The sequence below is a fragment of the Pedobacter sp. AC163 genome (assembly GCF_979258665.1).
On record NZ_OZ409872.1, the window covers coordinates 3,302,657 to 3,322,279 of the forward strand.

A 19,623-nucleotide genomic window follows, 5' to 3' on the forward strand; every position below is an offset into this window, starting at 1 on the left:
TTTGTAGCCGAAATGACCCTAATGGAGAAAAGGGCCTTATTGGAAATTTCGTTGCGATGGCGTATGGCGGGAAGTGTTTTAGATGATTCCCAAATCTTTACAATAGGCCACCAACTGCTCGTTCTTCGAAAATTCGAGCGAATCTTTAATATTACCCAATCGCTTTTCGAGACTACTTAAACTTACAGGTTTTATTTTATGCTGTGATAAATAGGTTGGAATATCTTTTTGTGGAGTGCCTTGGGAAAGCAGAGAAATAATGGTCACATCATATTCAGTAAACTCAAAAGCATTTTTCTGTTTCAGTGAACGACGTAAATCGTCGGATAGATAAGTTTTGTGTTGAGCAATATTTTCAAGGGCCTTTTTCAAATCTTTAGCATCATGGCGGGCTTTACGTACATAGCCGTCAATCCGCAAATTTTTAAACAAACTATCAATTATTGCAGGATTGGTTTCCGCAGAAAATACCAATATTTTGATCAGTGGTTGAGTTTTTTTTACGGCTTCAATTAACGCCAAGCCACCAGAAAGTTTTTGTGTACGATGATCTTCTTCAAAAGAAAGGTCGGTAATGAGCAGATCAAAAGGTTGATCATCGCTTAAGTTTTTTTGAATCTGCATAAATGCATCATCACAATAGTAAGTGTATTCAGTTTTGGAAATCCCTAAATCTTCCAATGTTTTTCTAACTGAAATACTCGTGCTTTCGTGGTCTTCGGCAATTAATACTCTTTTGAACATTTTATTTTGAATTAAGAAACAGGAAAAGAAATATGGACTTTGAGCCCTTTCTCCAGCTTGGTTTCAAAGGTAAGTTTCCCTCCAATTCCATCTATACGGGAAACCGTATTTTTCCAGCCGTTATTAAAAATTTTATTTTCAGGCATGCCAATTCCGTTGTCGGTATAAAGAATATTAACCTGGTTTTCTTCCTGTTCGAATTTCAATACAACGGTTGTGGCATTACTGTGCTTTTTCATATTAACCATTAACTCCTGTAAAACCTGTTCGAGTTCGTATCGCACATTTGGCTGCACTTTTTCCCACAACTTATTGGAGTTTCCCACAATAAATACTTTGGTTTGTGGCGTAGCAAATGAGGTAAGTATTTCTGATATTTTTACTTCGAAAGATTGTACATCATGCTCGGGTTGATCGTAAGAAATATCTCTTGATTTTTCGTAAAGCACTTCAATTTTATCGATGATTGCTTCGCGATCAATTTCAGGTTGATTTTCCATTTCACTCATTACGCGGTACAATCCGTTTGCTACAACATCGTGAACCTTCTTCGAGGTTTTCAATCTGTTTTCCTGAATGGCACTTTCCTTTTCGAGTTCCATTTTTTGTTGTCTTTTTTTATACCAAAAGAAAGCACTGATAGATACTGCAATAAAAACTACGAAACCGGACGCCAGCAATAATTCTCGCTTGATAATTTGATAACGTTTTTCGGTATTGTCTTTCTGTAAGATTAAGTTATCGGCCTTGCTCTTTTCGGAATTGTATCTAACTACTGCAAACTGATTTTTAGCCGCACTGCGAGCTGTTTGCAAGCTGTCGTTTAGGTGTTGATACACGTCGAAATATTTCTTGATTTTTTTTGCTGGAGAAAGTTTGATGATTTTCTCTAAAGCCTCCAGCTGATCTGTAGGGCTCTCTAACTTTCTTGCAATTTGGTACATACCCTCAGCATAGAATAATGCCGAATCTGGTTCTTTATTCGTGTAGTAATCTGCCAGGTGAGCGTAGCTGGCATTAAGACCCCATTCATTTCTCAATTTCCTACGAATATTTAATGCCGCTAGCAACTGTGGAAGGGGATTATATTTTGGATTTTGCAACCATTGTGTTCGTGCTGTATTCGAGGATACACGGGCGTACTCAACTTGATTTATTTTTTGACTGATGATTTGATTATAGATTGTTAAAGCCTTGGCATAATCTTTAATTTTTTGGAAAGCCAGCGCTTTATTATTCTTAATTGTGAGTATTGATTCAGGGTCACTGCTATAATGTATGGCTTGATCATAGTAGCCTATCGCCAATTCATGCAGCTTCAAATCATCATATGTTGAACCTAAGATATTATAGTTCGCGGCAAAACAACTGTAATGTTCCCGATTGTTTTTATTTAAAAATGAAAACGATTGTACTGCACTCTCTTGTGCTCCATAGTAATCGCCACCATCAGTTTGTATGGTAGCCATATAGTTATAAGCCTTTGCTATCGTCAAACTATCTACATTAGTATCCGTAGTTACCTTGTTGAAATAGTAAAAAGCTGAATCGTTGCTCAACTCGTAAAGCTTGATTGCTTTTGAGTAATATGAGTTTGCATTTGGAATAGGATGATTGGCTTTTTCTTTACAGGACAAAAGAATAAGTGAGAGCAGAAGTAATAGCAGATAATTTTTCAAGAGGGACAAGTTTCTTCAAATATAAAAAAAGAGCGATTTATAATCGCTCTTTTTTTGTTTATGGTTTTGGGTGGATATGACCTTTTTCTCCTCCGGTATCATCTCCGTCCTCTCCATGATCTTCATAACAGATATCTTCATCTTCAGTATTGTTGATGTTTACAGTTGTGCCAGCACCAGAGGGCGGCGTATTTGTTGTTGATGGACTAACCAATCCTAATAAAATTGCTAAAAATAAGGGTAAAAACATGATTCAAAAATTTTAGAAAATGAAATACTTGTAGTTCCCCTCGAACCGTTCGAGGGGTTTGCTACGGTGTAAATCAGAAGGCCTTCTGAAAATTTTTGGGAAGTGTTTGAGTTCCTGCCGCGGCCGCTTTTTAACTGCTTCCCAAGTCAGTTATAGGCAACCGCGATGTTTACTCTTTTAGCAAAACTTATTTATGAAGTGCAGTTAATTAGATTGCACTTGTGCTGTTTGCTGATACAAATATGGGGGCTTAAAAAACCTATTAATCCAGGAATTCCTACAATTCCTGAAGCTCCTTGGAACTTCCTGATTGATTCCGTTGTAATTCCGGGATTCCGTAAAAAATCATAATATTAAAACTATATTTTTATTGAAATTTTTTTGAAATGACTGAAGATTATCAAGCCTTAGTTTTACAGGAATACAAAAAGCTAAAAGAAACAGGGAGGCTTACCTGTGATTTATCGACTCGGGCAAAATTTAGAAAAGAATGTATAAAGGCTTTCAACAAAAAGTATAATTCGCAGGATGATGATGTATTTGCGGATTTTTTTGAAGTGGATAAACTTGAAGCGAACTTCCATCAGTTGCTAAATAAGTCGGAGGCAGATGATTTTAAAGCTGTGCACAACCATATTGCAGGTTATAATAAAACTGACAATACCGAAATGAAAAATACAGAGCTAATCGCTTGGTTTATCGATTTTCAGCCTAGGCCAAGTACATTATTTTATAAAAAACAGAGAGAAACTGAAACTAAGGAAGAATTTGGAAGAACATTGGTAACTGCACAAACCGAAGATGGAGCAAAGAAGAAACAGGGTGATGGACCAGAACAGACACCAGACGTTACTCCAACTAAACTTGGATTTTCAAAATATACTATTCCTAAGAAATATTATAAATCTATATTCGCTTTTGGAACTGCGGCCGCCGTCGCAATAGGCGCATTTATTTTCTATCCTAAAAACTATCAATGTATGTATTGGACAGGCGATCATTATGTAGGAATAGCATGCGATCAAAAAGCGTCATCACCAGTAATTGCCTTGGATACTTTTAAGATTTCGAATTTAAAAAAGATAGACAAACGGGATACTTTGACAGCTGCATCTATCGGTAAAGTTCATTATGCAAAAGTTAAGGTTGATAGTGTAGACTTTTATACTTCAGGAGGCGATCATCCAACCAATAGCACAAAACGCCTTTTGCCATTAACACAATATATTCTAACTAAATATGTTGCCAACAAAAAATAAGAGGTATAAATTAATATTTATAAAATTGCGGACGATCGAAATAGTGATGAGCATAAAATTGGCTGATGATCTAATTCGATGACGGTGTCTTTCATGCGGAACACCGCCTAAGGGTCAATTCTTTTCTAATTTTCTTTCTCTTAAATTCGATTGATTAGTAATTCACACTGATCTACTTAAAAATTTCAATCAGAAATCAAATGTGTTGCAGACATCAGTCGATGAAGCTGTTGACTTTCTTCTTCATTGGGTTTTAGTACGTTTTCCAACAGGGCCAACAGCGAATCTGCATCCTTCATTTGGGAAAAGATAAGATTCAAGGCCAGCTTTTCTTGTGCATCATTTAAGCCTTTAAACATGCGTGGCTGAATGCAGTAAATCGCTTTTACCAATTCGATGAAAAGCTCCTTTTGGTTCAAATCATTATCATTATTTCCAAATTTGGGCATTGAGCCTGATAATAATAACTTTTGAATTAATTCATCAGCAGCATTATTCTTTACAAATTCCTTTTGCTTGTTGACGACAATTTTTTGCAGCTCCTTAATTAACTGTTTAAAAATTGGACTCTGTGGATTGGAACCAAACAGATTTCCCGTTTCTTCTGTATCATTGAAATTAAAAAGATTAAAATAATCTGATTCGATATAAACGCTGTGATAAAAATTAATCGCGTTATTGTTGAAGGATGTGAGCTGTTTAAAAACCTCTTTTTTATCGCTGTTTAAAAAATAGTAGTAAAACTTATCGCCAATTTTTTCATTCCAGCGAACAAAGGTAATGGTAAACATAAATCTCGATGTGGAAGCATCTACAATTTCCCTTTCAAAAATTTCGTGGTCGGCCAGAAGGTCTTCATATATAATTCTTTCACCATTAATGCACAACTGAAAATTGTGTTTGCTATTTAACAATAAAAACCAGCCAAATTCTGATTTCAGGTGGTTTACAAAGGCATCGTTGGTGAAATTATAGGCAGTTACACCGAAAAGATTTAGCAGTTTTAATCGTGTGCCCGATGCATTCTTTACCCCCTTTTGTTGGTGTTCATCGGCATAAAAATCTTTGTTGCTGGCATTAATGGTGATATCGTAAGTGGTAAATGCTTGAGTATTTTCATCAAAAAATGTAGTATTCCAAATGGCGGTTTGCGCAAAAGCAATAAAGGAAAAACGACCCTTGCCTTTTTTGCCCCGAACGTAAGATGAACGATGGTCGGTACTGCGTTTTAACGAATCGAGAAATGCCCCAAAGGTTTGGTTAAGATTATTGAGGTTAATGCCACTTCCGTTATCAATAATTTCTATCGATGGAATGAAATCAATTTCATTAGTATCAAAAACAAGATCAATTTTAGTTGCTCCGGCGTCAAAACCATTCCATATCAGCTCTGAAATGGCCTCCATGTAATCTCTGGTAATGCCCGAAAACTCGACACTGTTATTGTTGATGCTAACCTTATTTTCCATAATGCGATCTTGATTTTACGAACCGCAAAATACTAAATTAATTAGTGAATAAAAGTAAAAATAATTTGCATTTAAACTGGCTCACTGGAATCCCTTTGGGTAAAAAAGGATACTACAACCTCTAATTATTGGCAGCAATTTCTTGCTTAAATCAGCTGGTCGGTAAAACGTATTCAGAAAAAATTTAGGGAGACAAAGACTTTGAATTTGATTACTTTGGATAAATCACTAAATTTGTCGTAAATCATCGCAGTATAAAATGTAAGAGCAAATTCTTTCGATAAAACAAACGGTATCCAATTGCATTGGATCAGAAATTATTTACGTTTTAACAAAGATATCATGCTTACTTTACAAGGCCTTGCCTACCAACATCCCAATCGGGATATATTATTTTCTAATTTAAATTTTACCCTTCAAGCACAGAACAAAGTAGCCTTGGTAGGTCAAAATGGTTCGGGTAAATCTACTTTGCTCAATCTTTTGGCTGGAACTTTACAAGTTACTAGAGGTTTGCTACAGGCAGATGATCAACCCTATCTGGTTCCACAAATTTTTGGTCAGTTTAATGATTTAAGCATTGCAGAAGCGCTAAAAATTAATGATCGAATTTCTGCTTTACATGAAATTTTAGATGGCAAGGCAACTGAAGAAAACTTTGCGCTCCTACAGGATGATTGGACTATTGAAGAGCGTTGCCATGAAGCTTTTGCCTATTGGGGACTTGAAATATCGGACTTGAATCAAAAGCTGGATTTACTAAGTGGTGGGCAAAAGACCAAAGTTTTCCTGGCTGGAATCTTTATTCATCAACCAGAAATTATTTTGATGGATGAGCGGAGTAATCACCTTGATGTGGAAAGCAGGGATTTACTATACAAGTTTATCCAGGAAACTAATAAAACGTTGCTTATTGTAAGTCACGACCGTATTTTGCTCAATCTTCTTAACCTCACGTACGAATTGAACCAAGGGGAAATCAATACCTACGGAGGAAACTACGATTTCTATTTGGCTCAAAAACAGATCGAAGAAGAAGCTTTATCTAATGCCCTCAAAGCTAAAGAAAAAACGCTTCGGAAAGCGAAAGTGGTAGCCCGTGAAACTATTGAAAGGGAGCAAAAATTAGATGCCCGGGGAAAGAGGAAGCAAGAAAAAGCGGGTTTACCTACCATATCAATGAATACCTTGAAAAACAAGGCTGAGGGCAGTACCGCTCGTGTTAAGCAAATGCATGACGAAAAAATTAGCAACATAAGTAAAGAATTAACGGAGTTAAGAAGCACTATTCCTTTAGCTGGACAGATGAAAATTGGCTTTGATCAATCCAATCTTCATTATGGAAAAATACTCATTGAGGCAAAGGAAATTAACTTTGCCTATGGTGATAACAAGCTCTGGCTTTCGGCACTTAATTTTGATATAAAAAGTGGTGAAAGAATTGCATTAAAAGGCATAAATGGATCTGGCAAATCTACTTTGATCAAGATTATTTTAGGAGAGTTGCTCCCTCAAACAGGAACAGTTAAAAACGCCACCTACGATGCAATTTACATCGATCAGGATTATTCTTTAATCAATAGTCAACTCACAGTCTATCTACAGGCACAACAATATAATACCGGGGAGTTACAAGAACATGAAATCAAAATTCGATTAAATCGGTTTTTGTTTAATAAAGAAGACTGGGATAAGCCTTGCAGTGCATTAAGTGGGGGCGAAAAAATGAGGTTGATGCTTTGCTTGCTAACCATCAAGAATAAGGCACCAGATATAATGATCTTCGATGAGCCAACCAATAACCTCGATATTCAAAACGTTGAAATATTAACTGAAGCCATTAACGAATTTAAGGGAACACTTTTAATCGTATCTCACGATACTTATTTTTTGGAACAGATTAATATAGAAAGGGAAATAATATTAGATAAATAGCTTGGTTTAAAAAGTCTGGAAATGAGAAAGCCTCATATCTCTATGAGGCTATATTGAATGTCTTATAAGTATCCACCGATAAAACTAAACCAAACAAACTATACTATAAACACAAGTGTAATTGGTTTGTTTTAAAATTTTTAAAAAATTTATAAATTTTCTTAAGATGGATTTAAAGTGCCTTCATTCGCTTTTTAGAAAGGTATTTTCTGACAGGGATATCAAATATAATCATGGTTAAATAGGCTAGGGAAACTAGGGCGATTACCCCACCTGAAATTACTAAAGCCAATTCTGTTCCTTCTGGTTTGTACGCATTGTAATAATTGGCAAATACCCAAATGGCCATGTAATGTGTCATGTACAAAGGATAAGATATCTTGCCAAAAAAGGTGCATAATTTGGTTAACCCCTGGGTGGCAACGGTTCCGGCACCTAAGGCAACCAAAAGGGGGAAATAAAACAAAACAACTAGTGATTCAGTTAGCCAATTATAGTTTGAATAAGGCATAAAAAATGCGAATAACAGCAAGATGGATAAGCCAATAAAACCGAGCTTGTTTTTAATCATCCATTTGGAGCGATAAATTAATAAGCCAGTTGTAAAAGAGTATAATATCCTTGCCCCACCTTCCCAAAAATTTTCTCCGGCCCAACCGCCCAATAATGAACCTGTACGATAAGCAACTACTACCAGAATAATAGCGGCAACGCCAGCGAGTGCCATTAAATACTTTCTGGCCAATTTGTAAAGTACAAATGCATAAACAATGTTCGCCACATATTCCCAAAATAAAGACCAAGCTGGCGCATTTAAACCGAAGTTGTTAAAATAGCGCTCTTCCATTGTTGGAAAAGGAATTAATAAGGCAGAAGTTAAAAACAATAAAGTGATTTTGCCTATGCTATACTGGGCGGCGGTACCACTAAAGGGATCGAAAATGAAAGTTAGCAGCCCCAATACAGAACCAAAAATAACCAGAGGATGTAACCTGATGATCCGAGATTTAAAAAACTCCATAATGCCCATTTTTTCAAGGCGATCATCATAAGCATAGGCAATTACGAAACCAGAAAGGCAAAAGAAAAAATCGACAGCTAAAAACCCATGACCGAGAAAATTTTTGCTAAACTCAAAAACCACTTCCAAAAAATGGAAAGCAACAATGGCCAAAGCAGCCACACCGCGTAATCCATCAAGAATAATAAAATGTTGTTTGGTTTTTAATAAACCTGAAGTTACGTTGTTCATGGTATGCCCTGTTCTCACATTATTAAAATAAGCAAGAAACAAGAATACGTATTTGACCAGATGATGTCAAATTAAAGCAGGCGGGATTTTGATGGTTTGTGTAACAATAAAAGGACCTTCTGTTTGTTTGAAGGTCCTTTTATTAGCTTTTCAAGCTAATAACTCCCAAAATTGATCATCCATTGGATCCCAAATTTATCTTTGAAGGTTCCAAAATAATCGCCCCAAAACATATCTTCCATAGGCATTTCGATAGTTCCTCCTGCCGATAAACCATTGAAAAGTTGATCCGCATCTGCTCTGCTTTCTGCAGCGAGATGAACATACATATTATTACCTTCTTTAATAACATGGCCTGCTGAAGGCATACAATCTGATGCCATCAAAATAGTATGCTCATTGATCGGAAGTGCAACATGCATTACCCGATTTCGCTCATTTTCGGGTAATTCATCCGCGTTAGGCGCATCACTCATTTTTTTAAAAAAGATAAATTCACCGCCCAAAACCGATTTGTAAAAATTGAAAGCTTCTTCAGCCTGGCCATCGAAGTTTAAATAAGGATGCATGGTTCTCATAAAATTTTTTCTATTTCTGCTAAGTTAAGCAGTACCTAAATTTTACAAAGGGGGGAGTTGAGACAAATTTGGGGCTTCTTAAACTAGATTGTGTACTTCACTTCCTGTTAACTTCTGCATCAAACTATAAATGTCGGCAACTGCCCAATGTTCAATAATTTTTTCATCTCTTAAACGAACAATGTTTACTTCCTCGTACTCGATCTTTTTCCCTGTAGCTGGGATGTTAAGAAACGATTCTTTATGCGTTCCCGTTACAGTGAATTTGCACATCACTTTGTCGCCATCGCCTAAAATGTCGTCGAATTTTATTTTTAAATCAGGAAAACCCAGTTTAAACACCTCAACTGTATCGTAAAAGGCTTTTTCGCCTTCGCGTTGCCAAGGAAATGTTTTATGCACTTTAACTCCACTATCCACGAACTTAGTAATGGCATCCAAATTGGCATTGTTGAGCAGCTCATCAAAAAATACCTTGCAAATCGCTTTGTTTTTCTCTACTTGATTATCCATAATTTTTATATTTTTTGTTGAAGAATTAATAATTAAACAGGATAAAGTACATGTTGTTTCCGCAATTTTGAGATCGTAAAACTCATGAGAGCCATTTGATAAATTGCGTTTTGTTTCTTTTTATAACGATCGTATTACAATTTCTTTCGATTGGTTTTATTTTTTAAATTCGAAAAGCCATTAAGCCAACAAAACAATGACTAGATTTAACTTCGTTTCCTATTTTTTACTTCTTACCATTTTGCTTTTTTCTTGCTCTCCTAAAACCAGTATAACAAGGAACGATCAAAGCACCATTCGAGTTTTAACGTATAATATCCATCACGCCAACCCCCCATCCAAAGCAAAAGAAGGCTTGATTGATTTAGATGCCATAGCCAAAGTGATTGAGGCGCAAAAACCAGATTTAGTTGCTTTGCAAGAAGTTGATGTAAACACGAAACGTTCGGGAAACATGAACGAAGCGGTTTTTTTAGCCACCAGGCTGAAGATGAACTTCTATTTTTTTAAAGCGATAGACCATGATGGCGGAGATTACGGGGTAGCAATACTTTCGAAATATCCGTTGAGCGATCCGCAAACCTATAAGTTGCCTAACACCGGCGAAGCAAAAGCAGAACCACGGGTATTGGGAATGGGTACGGCTACACTGCCCGACGGAAGAAAAATCCGTTTTGCATCAACACATCTCGATGCACAGAAATCGGAAGAGAATAGAATGATGCAGGTAAACGAAATCAATAAGTTAACGGAAACAGAAACCCTTCCGCTGATTATTGCCGGCGATTTAAATGCGAACACAAGCTCGGAGGTGGTTAAAGTTTTCGACAGGCAATTTGTTAGAACCTGTACCGACTGTGGTTTTACAATACCTGTAATCAATCCTAAAAATACCATCGATCACATTGCCTTTAAAAAAGGAAATAATTTCGAAGTGATTTCTCATCAGGTAATCAATGAAACTTATGCTTCTGATCACCTGCCTGTTTTAGCCATACTGAAATTAAATAAATAACTCAACCTAAACCAAAAACTTATGAACCGCAGAAATTTACTCAAAACTTTAAGTATAAGTTTAGGCGCAACCGTAGTGAGTACGGATGTACTTGCCCGCTTGGCGGATAATACTTACAGCTATCGTATAGCTGATAATCCTTTGCATAAACCCTTAGAAAAGCCCATTACGGCAATTACTTGTGGTGCGGGAAACCGGGGCACTGTTTACGGTAATTTTGCGGCAAGTTTTCCCGATCAGATAAAAATAATTGGTGTGGCCGAACCGATTGCTTACAGAAACGAACGATACGCCAAAAAGCACAAAATTGCTGATGAAAATCGGTTTAATACCTGGGAGGATGTATTTAAAAAACCTAAAATGGCTGATGCCGTTATTATTTCCATGCCTGATAATTTGCATTACGAACCTTGTATGCAAGCACTAAAGATGGGATACGATATCCTGCTGGAAAAACCCATTGCGCCTACCGAGAAGGAATGTCGTGATATTTTGGCTTTGGCGAAGAAAACGGGAAGAATTGTTGCGGTTTGCCACGTATTGCGGTATGCGCCATATTTTGTAAAGATGAAAGAGCTGATTGCAAAAGGCGCTATTGGCGAGGTAATTAGCATTCAGCATTTCGAACCTATTGAACATACCCACATGGCACATTCTTATGTGCGTGGAAACTGGCATAATTCCAAAGCCACAACGCCTATAATTTTAGCTAAATCTTGTCACGATTTAGATATTATGAAATGGGTGATTAATAAGAAAGCCCAGCGTATTGTGGCCATGGGCGATTTAAAATGGTTTAAAAAAGAAAATGCTCCTGAAGGAAGTACCGCCCGATGCACTGATGGATGTGCGGTGGAGCGGGAATGTCCGTATTCGGCAATTAAAGAATATGTAGATCGCAATTCGAGGACATCGGTTCTGGATATTCCTGAAGGTACAAGCGATAGAAAAGCGGCGATAATGGCTAAACTTAAAACAACAAATTATGGTCGTTGTGTTTATCGCATGGATAACGATCAGCCAGACCATTATGTAACCAGTATTCAATTTAGTGATAGCGTAACCGCAAACTTTTCAATGGAAGCTTTTACTTCATACCATGATAGAAGAACCCGGATTATGGGTTCGATGGGCGATATGGTTGGCGATATGACAGAGTTGGTGGTGCATGATTTTAAGACCAGAAAAGAAACGAAATTTATTCCAAAAGCTGATGATGTAGATGGTTATAAAAATAGCGGGCACGGTGGTGGCGACTGGCTTTTGGTAAAGGATTTTTGCCAAGCCGTATCACAGCAAAACCCTGCATTATTAACCTCCACAATTGATGAATCTATAGAAAGCCACATTATGGGTTTTATGGCAGAGAGCAGCAGAAAGAATGGTAAGGTAATGGATGTAAAGATTTAAATGATTTTCATCCTTGCAGATGAGGATGATGATCATTTTTGCTACTGGTTGGTGTCTCCACCAACCAGATTAATTTTCCGGTGTCAACGCTTAGTCGTCATCCTCGCGTATGCGGGGATCTTAAGGCAAAAGATTTAAATTTTTTCTACTGGTCGGTGTCTCCACCGACCAGATTTATAACATTATTTTGCATTAAGATTCCCAATTAAATTGGGAAGGACGACCGTTCGTATCGGGGACTTTTCTAATGGTTAGCCTGTCCGCCCACCAACCAGATTAATTTCCCGGTGTTAACGCTTAGTCGTCATCCTCGCGTATGCGGGGATCTTAAAGCAAAAGATCTACAACATTAAATTCTCTATTGGTTGGTGTCTCCACAAACCAAATAAAAAAGATCTAATTCACTAACTAAAAGCACTCCACCTCCCAAAAACGTGTCCAGTTTTTATGAGGTGCTAAAGAGATAATACCTTCCTTTTGTTGCAATTCCTGATTATGATTTACGCCATCGGCTACACCACACCAAGGCTCCAAACATACAAAAGGAGCATCGGGCGCCGCCCAAATGCCAAAAAACGGAAAGTCTTCGAAATGGAAATGCAGACCGTAATCATTCTTATTGTTCAGCAAACTAATACAGCTACTTTGCATCGTTTTAAAAACCAATGCATCATTATAAAACAGCTCGTGTTTTAAATTTAATTTATGGCCATTTAGTTCAATAGACTCAGTTTCATTGGCAACCAAACCATCTTCCAGTTTCCAGTAAGTTAACTTCTCATCTGTATTAAAAGCCAAATAGTAATCTTCGTAGCTGGTGTTTGGCGTGTTAGGAACCGCAAATGCAGGGTGCGCACCAATAGAAAATAACATTTCATTGGTACCGGTATTGGTTACTTCGTAAGTTAAATTCAGCTTTCTGTCTATCAATTTATAAATCAGTTTAAGCTCAAAATAAAAAGGATAAACCTTAAGTGTTTCATCGCTTTGCGATAAGGTAAAAACAACTTCAGTATCGCTTATCTTTTCAGCGGCGAAAACATGATCGCGGGCAAAACCATGGCGTGGCAACTTGTATTCAACACCATTATATTTGAAATGTTCATCTTTAAGCGACCCAACAATTGGGAATAACACCGGACTATGTTTTGCCCAATATTTAGGGTCGGCATTCCACAAATATTCAATTTTAGTTTCCTTGCTATAAAGGCCTTGAAGTTCTGCACCTTTTGCTGCAATACTTATTTTTAGGTAATTGTTTTCGAGGGTTATCATTACATTTTAAAAGTAATAAATATGCGGTGCTTTGGAAACTATTTTGTTAAATTTGATCTGAAATCTCCATGTCTGCCATTAAGCCACTGATTATTTAGGTTGCACTAATTGTTTGCAGTTTAATTTAGGAAGGCACGTAAAACAATAAAATATGCCTGTTGATCTCTCTAAACTATCGAATTCAAAAGTTAAAGCTGCAATAAATGCCTTGCAAAAAGGTGATGAGAAAACCTGGTTCTCTTTGTTTGCTGATGATGTTAAATTTTATGACGATGGCAACCAGCTTCAGTTTAATAATTTCTTTAAAAAAGCTTTAGGGCATGAACGCTTTACCAGCATTGATCAAGTGGAAAATAATGGTTTAGATGTTTATGGCAATTTCCACTCCGACCAATGGGGCGACTTTAAAACTTTTTTTAAATTTCAAATCGGCAAAGGCGGGAAGATTAACCGGTTGGATATTGGCCAAAGTTGAGTTGGGAATAGTGAGTCTAAAGTCTTTAGTCCAAAGTCGGTAGCTTTAAGACTCCTAACTCCCAACTCCCAACTACCTTCACCCTTTCTCTTCCCAGATTACGGCAATGTTAATAATGGTTTGTACGGCTTTCTCCATATCCTGAACGCTTACCCATTCTTGCTTGCTATGAAAAGCATGTTCTCCTGCAAAAATATTCGGACAAGGTAAGCCCATGTACGATAAACGTGAGCCATCGGTGCCGCCACGAATGCTTTGTTGCTTGGCTACCACACCTGCCCTTTCAATGGCTTCTATTCCATACTCCACAATCTTTGGATGTTTATCCAGCACTTGTTTCATGTTTCTGTACTGTGGTTTTATCTCCAGATTGTAAGTGGAATTTGGATAGTTTTGCAGAACATTTTTTACCGTCCCGTCCAAAAACTTCCCATGTTCCGCTAGCTTCTCATCCGTAAAATCTCTGATGATAAAATGCGCCTCTGCTTGCTCAACCTGGCCACTGATACTCACTGGGTGAATGAATCCTTCTTTTTGATGAGTTGCCTCTGGGGTGAGTGTATCTTTTGGTAAAGAAGCAATGATATCAGCAATAATTTTGATGGCACTTTCCATTTTACCTTTGGCAAAACCGGGGTGTGTACTCACGCCATTAACGGTTAATGTTGCGCCATCGGCAGAAAATGTTTCATCCTCAATTGATCCTAAAGTTTCGCCATCTATAGTATAACCAAAATCGGCACCTAATTTTTCGAGATTTGCCTTTTCCACACCTCTTCCAATTTCTTCATCAGGGGTAAAAAGAATTTTGATCGTACCGTGTTTAACATCCGGATTATTCATTAAAAAAGCAGCCGCGTCCATAATTTCCGCCAATCCGGCCTTGTTATCGGCACCTAATAAAGTAGTGCCACTTGCAGTAATGATATCGTTTCCAATTTGTTGTTTTAAATCGCGATGTTCTGCAAGTTTAATTACGATATTATTGTCGTCGGGCAATATCAAATCCTGTCCTTGATAATTGTCATGAATAATCGGTTTAACATTTTCTCCGCTGCAATCTGGTGAAGTATCCATGTGCGAACAGAAAAAAATTACCGGAAGATTTTTATCACTCGTAGCAGGAATGGTTCCATAAACGTATCCATTCTCATCCATTTCAGCATCAGAAACGCCTATTTCCAAAAGTTCCTGAACAAGTACTTTTCCTAAATTCTTTTGCTTCTCTGTTGATGGGCAAGTGGCAGAATTTGGGTCAGATTGTGTATCTATTTTGGCATACTTTATAAATCTATGCGCTAATGAATTGTTAAAGTTGATGTAATTGCTCATAATTCAAAGGTAAAAGTTATAGATATTGAATAAACATATTATTTTTGTAAAAAAACAATATGACTTATCGCCTCCCGAAGACAAGTGCGCTAACTGTTTTATTCTCTTTATCGTTTATGTTGTCGTTTGCGCAATCAAACTACTTCAAATGGTCGTGGGGTTTAGGCGGCGGTGCCAATTACTCAAAAACCGACGTAGTGGAAGGGAATTGGGGATATACCGCAAAAGGCGAAATCAATTATCATTTTACGCCTTTTATTACCGGCGGCTTAGAGGCACAATACGGAATGGTGCAAGGCGGTGATATTGTTACTGACCCACATAATCGACAATTTATTAACAAATACACCAGTATTACCGCAAATTTAAAACTGCATTTGGGTGAATTTATCCCTTACGAGCGAAAACCTTTTTTAGAAGCCATTAAGGGGATTTATGCTGGGATTGGTATAGGTGCGATAAATAATAATATTACTGATATTGTACGTTATAAACCTAGCTGGGCTGCCTTTGATCCTGGTTATGGCCCTTTTCCTGGTGAAGATAAGGGCGTTAATTTAATTGTTCCCATCAACTTAGGATTTAACTACTACCTCAACGATGGTTACGGTTATGTTCGCTATGTGATCAACTTCAACGCACAAAGCAATTTCACTTTTGGCGAAGGTTTAGATGGCTATAACGATCCCTCAACAAAATTTAAAAACTACGATCCTGATACATTTAACGTTTACAGTGTAGGGGTAAAATATTTCTTCGGAAATATAAAGGCGTATCGTAAGTTCTTCTAAACACTATTCATTCTCTTAAATCTTTTGCATGAGAAATTTGTTTGTCATCTGTTTTTTAATCTTATCTTTTGAAACAATGGCACAAAAAACACCTTTCGAAAACAGTGGTAAAAAAGAAACCACCACTTACGATGCAGCAATTGCTTTCTACGAGAATATTGCGAAGAACTATCCTCAGGCGAAGCTTTTGACTTACGGAAGTACCGATTTTGGCAAGCCACTTCATTTGCTGGTTTTATCAAAAGACAAAGTTTTTGATCCTATCGAAATAAACAAAGGGAATAAGGCTGTTTTGCTGATCAATAACGGGATTCATCCGGGCGAACCTGAAGGTATTGATGCTTCAATGATGCTGGCAAGAGATCTGTTAAAAGAAGACAGACTTCCAAAAGATGTGGTGATTTGCATTATCCCTATTTATAATATTGATGGAAGTTTTAACCGCAGTTCAACTTCAAGAGCAAACCAAAACGGCCCATTGGCTTATGGCTTTCGCGGAAACAGCAAAAATTTAGATCTGAACCGAGATTTCATCAAAACCGATTCAAAAAATTCGGAGGCATTTCAGTTAATTTTTAATACCTGGCAACCCGAAATTTTTGTCGATACCCATACCAGTAACGGTGCGGATTATCAGTACGTGATGACACTCATTCCAACACAAAAAGACAAGTTAAATGCGCTGTTATCAGGATACTTAACTAAAACTTTGGTGCCTGATTTGTATTCGGCGATGGAAAAGAAAGGTTATCCGATGATTCCATATGTAAACTCCTTTGGCGAAGTGCCGGAAACGGGAATTGCAGGTTTTATTGAATCGCCCCGCTACTCTACAGGTTATACTACCTTGCACAATACCATAGGTTTTATGCCAGAAACGCATATGCTTAAAGCGTATAACTTGCGGGTTGATGCAACCTATAAACTGCTTCAAACCTATGTTGATATCGTTCAGCGTGATGCCCATGTTATTAAAGAAAATAAACGCAAAGCGGATGAGCTCGTAGCGAAACAAACCGAATTTCCACTGGCCTGGAAATTAAATAAATCTGTTTCCAATGATTTGCCCTTTAAAGGTTTTGAGGCCGGCAAAAAGCCAAGTGAAGTAAGTGGTTTTGATCGGTTATATTATGATCGGGATAAGCCATATACCAAAACTATTAAGGAGTGGAATAATTATGAACCAGCCATATCGGTGCAAAAACCGGTAGCTTATATCATTCCGAAAGCATGGGATAGTGTGATCGCATTGCTTAAACTTAATAAAGTGAAGGTTGAAGAGCTCAAAACAGACACCAAAATTTCCGTAGAAAGCTATTACATCACAGATTTTAAAACGGCTAGTCGTCCGTATGAAGGCCACTATTTACATTCTGCTGTAACGGTTAATCCAGTTAAAAATACTTTGCAATACTATGCTGGCGATTTTGTGGTTTACGCCAACCAGAAAACGAACCGGTTTATTGTAGAAACCCTCGAGCCACAAGCCACCGACTCTTATTTCAACTGGAATTTTTTCGATTCCATTTTAGATATGAAGGAACATTTTTCGGCTTATGTTTTTGAAGATACTGCTGCGGATTTGCTCAAAAAAAACCCAGAGTTGAAAAATAAATTAGAGGCTAAAAAGGCATTAGATGCAGACTTTGCCAAGAATGCGGCAGCGCAACTTGATTTTGTGTATAAAAATTCTGATTATTACGAGAAAACACATAACAGATACCCGGTGGCTCGTTTGGAAACAGATGTAAAGCTCAACTTAAAATAAATAAATGGAATACCTCAGCATTGCTCCTGTAGCATCAATCATATTTGTTTTTACAATTGTTACCAGCTTGTATGCCTTTTACGATCAAAGCCTATACGGTAAGTTTATGTTACATCCTTACAGTGTATCGAAAGGAAAAAATGTTTATACGCTAATAACCAGCGGTTTAATTCATGCCGATTGGATGCACTTGTTTTTTAACATGTTTACATTCTATGCTTTTGCATTTACCCTGGAGCAAATGATGGGCAGCTGGCAATTTGGTTTAATGTATTTTTTAGCCTTGATATTAAGTGATCTGCCAACTGTATTTAGACATAAAAATGATTTTCACTACAATAGCTTAGGTGCTTCTGGTGCAATTAGCGGGGTTTTGTTCAGTTTCATCCTTTTTAACCCTATGGCCGGCATCGGGATTTTATTTTTGCCTTTTTCTATTCCAGCGGTAATTTTTGGGGGAATCTATTTAGCCTATTGTGCCTATGCCTCAAAAAATTCGAGAGACAATATTAATCATGATGCCCACTTTTTTGGTGCATTAACCGGATTGATTTTCACTATTATTTTTGTGCCGGGCATCCTCCAAAACTTTTTCGCAATAATAGGCGCAAAGTTAGGAATGTAATTATCCTGCAGCAGGTAAACAGGGTTTTTCGAAAAAGCTCATCGGATGGTCAGGGTCTTTAATGATCTCAAACTTTACATAGCCCCAGGGTTTCCAGAAATTTTCCAACACCTGAGCATAAATTTTGTGCTGCCAAACATCAAACAAAGGCTTGGTCATATTTCCGCGAAGTGGCATGGCTTCAATATAGGTTATGCCCTCAACAGGCATAAATGTGTATTCTGGCAAGCGGTTAAACAAATAAGCGGAGTAGTAAAAACGAGCGGTAAGTTCTTCAAATTGCTGTGCCGTGAGTGCTTTACCCTTCACCTCATTTATAATTTCCTGATGATAACGTTTATTGGTTCCGTTATCCTGCAGGCAAGCAATAATGCCAAAATCTTTCATCTTCAGCGAAAAGGTAAGCGTATTAATTTCATCCCTGAAACTGAATGGAGTTTGCTCATCTTCCAGCTTAACCACCGTGATCGACCATGGAGTGAAATCTTCAAACTCGATGCTGGTATACAGATTTTGCATCATAAAATTGAGGTTGGCGAACTTCATCATCAGCGATTGAGACATGTTTAAGCCATCTGCCGTCATTTCCTTGCGCAAAGCAGAATGCATTTCAATGTAAACGAAGCCATATAAAAACTTCCCAATCCAATTAAAGAGCTCAAGCTCTGGCAAAGCCGAAACAGCATTATAACCTGTAGCAAATGCTTGTTCTATTTTTTCTTCCAGTGGATTTAAAAATTGCTCATTTACTTCGCTATTAACAGGAATCACGAGGGTATTGTAAGAACGTATGCTTTCATCCAGAAACTGAATTTGCTCCTCGCCTGTTAATCCTGCTTGCTCCAACAACCATTTTGGAATCAGCGGAACCTGGATTACGGGAGAGTTAAAAGTGTTGCCACTTAGGAAACATTTTTTGTATAAGAAATCGAAACTTTGGAAAGGATTGTATAGGCCGGTATTCATCACTGCAATATTAGTTATTATATCGTTATTGCTTGTTAGCGATATTTTATTTTAACCCTGGGATTACAACATGATGGTTTGGAAGACCGTCATTCCTCTCCTTCAGCTGCGCCCTCGCAGATCGAAACTGTAATATGGTCTGTGAGGACACAGACCATGGTTTGTTGAAATTTTGCAAATGAGATTGCTTCGTCGGCTGAAAAAGCCTCCTTGCAATGACGAGATGTGGCTTATTTGGTAATTCCTTGCTCCGCGGTCTGTGTCCCCACAGATCGAAACTGTAAAAT

At 37.5% G+C, this 19,623-nt stretch carries 18 protein-coding genes; 8 read left to right on the top strand and 10 right to left on the bottom strand.

Features of this window, described 5'->3' with window-relative positions:
* Positions 1–78 precede the first annotated feature (78 nt).
* The 3 genes from ACZZZK_RS14260 to ACZZZK_RS14270 form a co-directional block, all read right to left on the bottom strand.
* Positions 79–744, bottom strand: coding sequence for a response regulator (locus ACZZZK_RS14260; RefSeq protein ID WP_463484718.1), 666 nt, complete (start codon positions 742–744; stop codon positions 79–81).
* An 11-nt stretch (positions 745–755) separates the two neighbouring features.
* Positions 756–2,381, bottom strand: a complete 1,626-nt coding sequence (locus ACZZZK_RS14265) for a tetratricopeptide repeat-containing sensor histidine kinase (RefSeq protein WP_463484719.1) — start codon at positions 2,379–2,381, stop codon at positions 756–758.
* A 100-nt stretch (positions 2,382–2,481) separates the two neighbouring features.
* Complete coding sequence (locus ACZZZK_RS14270; RefSeq protein ID WP_463484720.1) at positions 2,482–2,673, bottom strand: hypothetical protein; 192 nt, start codon at positions 2,671–2,673, stop codon at positions 2,482–2,484.
* A gap of 386 nt (positions 2,674–3,059) precedes the next feature.
* On the opposite strand from ACZZZK_RS14270, the gene ACZZZK_RS14275 reads away from it, so the two are divergent.
* The gene (locus ACZZZK_RS14275; protein WP_463484721.1) at positions 3,060–3,932 is read left to right on the top strand and encodes a hypothetical protein; all 873 of its coding nucleotides are present in this window, start codon (positions 3,060–3,062) and stop codon (positions 3,930–3,932) included.
* A 185-nt stretch (positions 3,933–4,117) separates the two neighbouring features.
* Here ACZZZK_RS14275 and ACZZZK_RS14280 read toward each other — a convergent pair whose 3' ends face one another.
* Positions 4,118–5,401, bottom strand: coding sequence for an ATP-binding protein (locus tag ACZZZK_RS14280; RefSeq protein ID WP_463484722.1), 1,284 nt, complete (start codon positions 5,399–5,401; stop codon positions 4,118–4,120).
* 342 nt (positions 5,402–5,743) lie between these two features.
* On the opposite strand from ACZZZK_RS14280, the gene ACZZZK_RS14285 reads away from it, so the two are divergent.
* Entirely contained in the window at positions 5,744–7,336 is a 1,593-nt protein-coding gene (locus ACZZZK_RS14285; protein ID WP_463484723.1) for an ABC-F family ATP-binding cassette domain-containing protein, read from the top strand.
* A 172-nt stretch (positions 7,337–7,508) separates the two neighbouring features.
* Here ACZZZK_RS14285 and ACZZZK_RS14290 read toward each other — a convergent pair whose 3' ends face one another.
* The 3 genes from ACZZZK_RS14290 to ACZZZK_RS14300 all read right to left on the bottom strand — a co-directional run bounded on the left by ACZZZK_RS14290 (position 7,509) and on the right by ACZZZK_RS14300 (position 9,679).
* Positions 7,509–8,588: an acyltransferase family protein gene (locus tag ACZZZK_RS14290; protein WP_463484724.1), complete on the bottom strand. Its 1,080-nt coding sequence runs from the start codon at positions 8,586–8,588 to the stop codon at positions 7,509–7,511.
* Between the two features lie 155 nt (positions 8,589–8,743).
* Positions 8,744–9,166, bottom strand: coding sequence for a VOC family protein (locus ACZZZK_RS14295; RefSeq protein ID WP_463484725.1), 423 nt, complete (start codon positions 9,164–9,166; stop codon positions 8,744–8,746).
* 78 nt (positions 9,167–9,244) lie between these two features.
* Positions 9,245–9,679, bottom strand: a complete 435-nt coding sequence (locus tag ACZZZK_RS14300; RefSeq protein WP_463484726.1) for an ester cyclase — start codon at positions 9,677–9,679, stop codon at positions 9,245–9,247.
* A 196-nt stretch (positions 9,680–9,875) separates the two neighbouring features.
* Between ACZZZK_RS14300 and ACZZZK_RS14305 the strand changes: the two genes are divergently transcribed.
* A complete protein-coding gene (locus tag ACZZZK_RS14305; protein ID WP_463484727.1) occupies positions 9,876–10,694 on the top strand; it encodes an endonuclease/exonuclease/phosphatase family protein in 819 nt (272 codons plus the stop codon).
* A 21-nt stretch (positions 10,695–10,715) separates the two neighbouring features.
* A complete protein-coding gene (locus ACZZZK_RS14310; RefSeq protein WP_463484728.1) occupies positions 10,716–12,104 on the top strand; it encodes a Gfo/Idh/MocA family protein in 1,389 nt (462 codons plus the stop codon).
* A 408-nt stretch (positions 12,105–12,512) separates the two neighbouring features.
* Here ACZZZK_RS14310 and ACZZZK_RS14315 read toward each other — a convergent pair whose 3' ends face one another.
* The gene (locus ACZZZK_RS14315; RefSeq protein ID WP_463484729.1) at positions 12,513–13,379 is read right to left on the bottom strand and encodes an aldose 1-epimerase family protein; all 867 of its coding nucleotides are present in this window, start codon (positions 13,377–13,379) and stop codon (positions 12,513–12,515) included.
* A gap of 151 nt (positions 13,380–13,530) precedes the next feature.
* On the opposite strand from ACZZZK_RS14315, the gene ACZZZK_RS14320 reads away from it, so the two are divergent.
* Positions 13,531–13,854 (top strand): nuclear transport factor 2-like protein, encoded by a 324-nt coding sequence (locus ACZZZK_RS14320; RefSeq protein ID WP_056849347.1) that lies wholly within the window; start codon positions 13,531–13,533, stop codon positions 13,852–13,854.
* Positions 13,855–13,932: 78 nt separating this feature from the next.
* Here the strand turns inward: ACZZZK_RS14320 and pepT are convergent, their stop codons facing one another.
* A complete protein-coding gene (gene pepT / locus ACZZZK_RS14325) occupies positions 13,933–15,186 on the bottom strand; it encodes a peptidase T (protein ID WP_463484730.1) in 1,254 nt (417 codons plus the stop codon).
* Between the two features lie 59 nt (positions 15,187–15,245).
* Here pepT and ACZZZK_RS14330 point away from each other — a divergent pair, with 59 nt between their 5' ends.
* From ACZZZK_RS14330 to ACZZZK_RS14340, 3 genes are read left to right on the top strand one after another with little or no spacing between them, the layout of a single operon-like run.
* Complete coding sequence (locus ACZZZK_RS14330; RefSeq protein WP_463484731.1) at positions 15,246–15,977, top strand: hypothetical protein; 732 nt, start codon at positions 15,246–15,248, stop codon at positions 15,975–15,977.
* A gap of 28 nt (positions 15,978–16,005) precedes the next feature.
* Positions 16,006–17,745: a M14 family metallopeptidase gene (locus ACZZZK_RS14335; protein ID WP_463484732.1), complete on the top strand. Its 1,740-nt coding sequence runs from the start codon at positions 16,006–16,008 to the stop codon at positions 17,743–17,745.
* A 4-nt stretch (positions 17,746–17,749) separates the two neighbouring features.
* Positions 17,750–18,370, top strand: coding sequence for a rhomboid family intramembrane serine protease (locus ACZZZK_RS14340; RefSeq protein ID WP_463484733.1), 621 nt, complete (start codon positions 17,750–17,752; stop codon positions 18,368–18,370).
* On the opposite strand, the gene ACZZZK_RS14345 is transcribed toward ACZZZK_RS14340, so the two are convergent.
* On the bottom strand, positions 18,371–19,336 hold the full coding sequence (locus tag ACZZZK_RS14345; protein WP_463484734.1) for a hypothetical protein: 966 nt from the start codon (positions 19,334–19,336) through the stop codon (positions 18,371–18,373).
* Between the last annotated feature and the right edge of the window lie 287 nt (positions 19,337–19,623).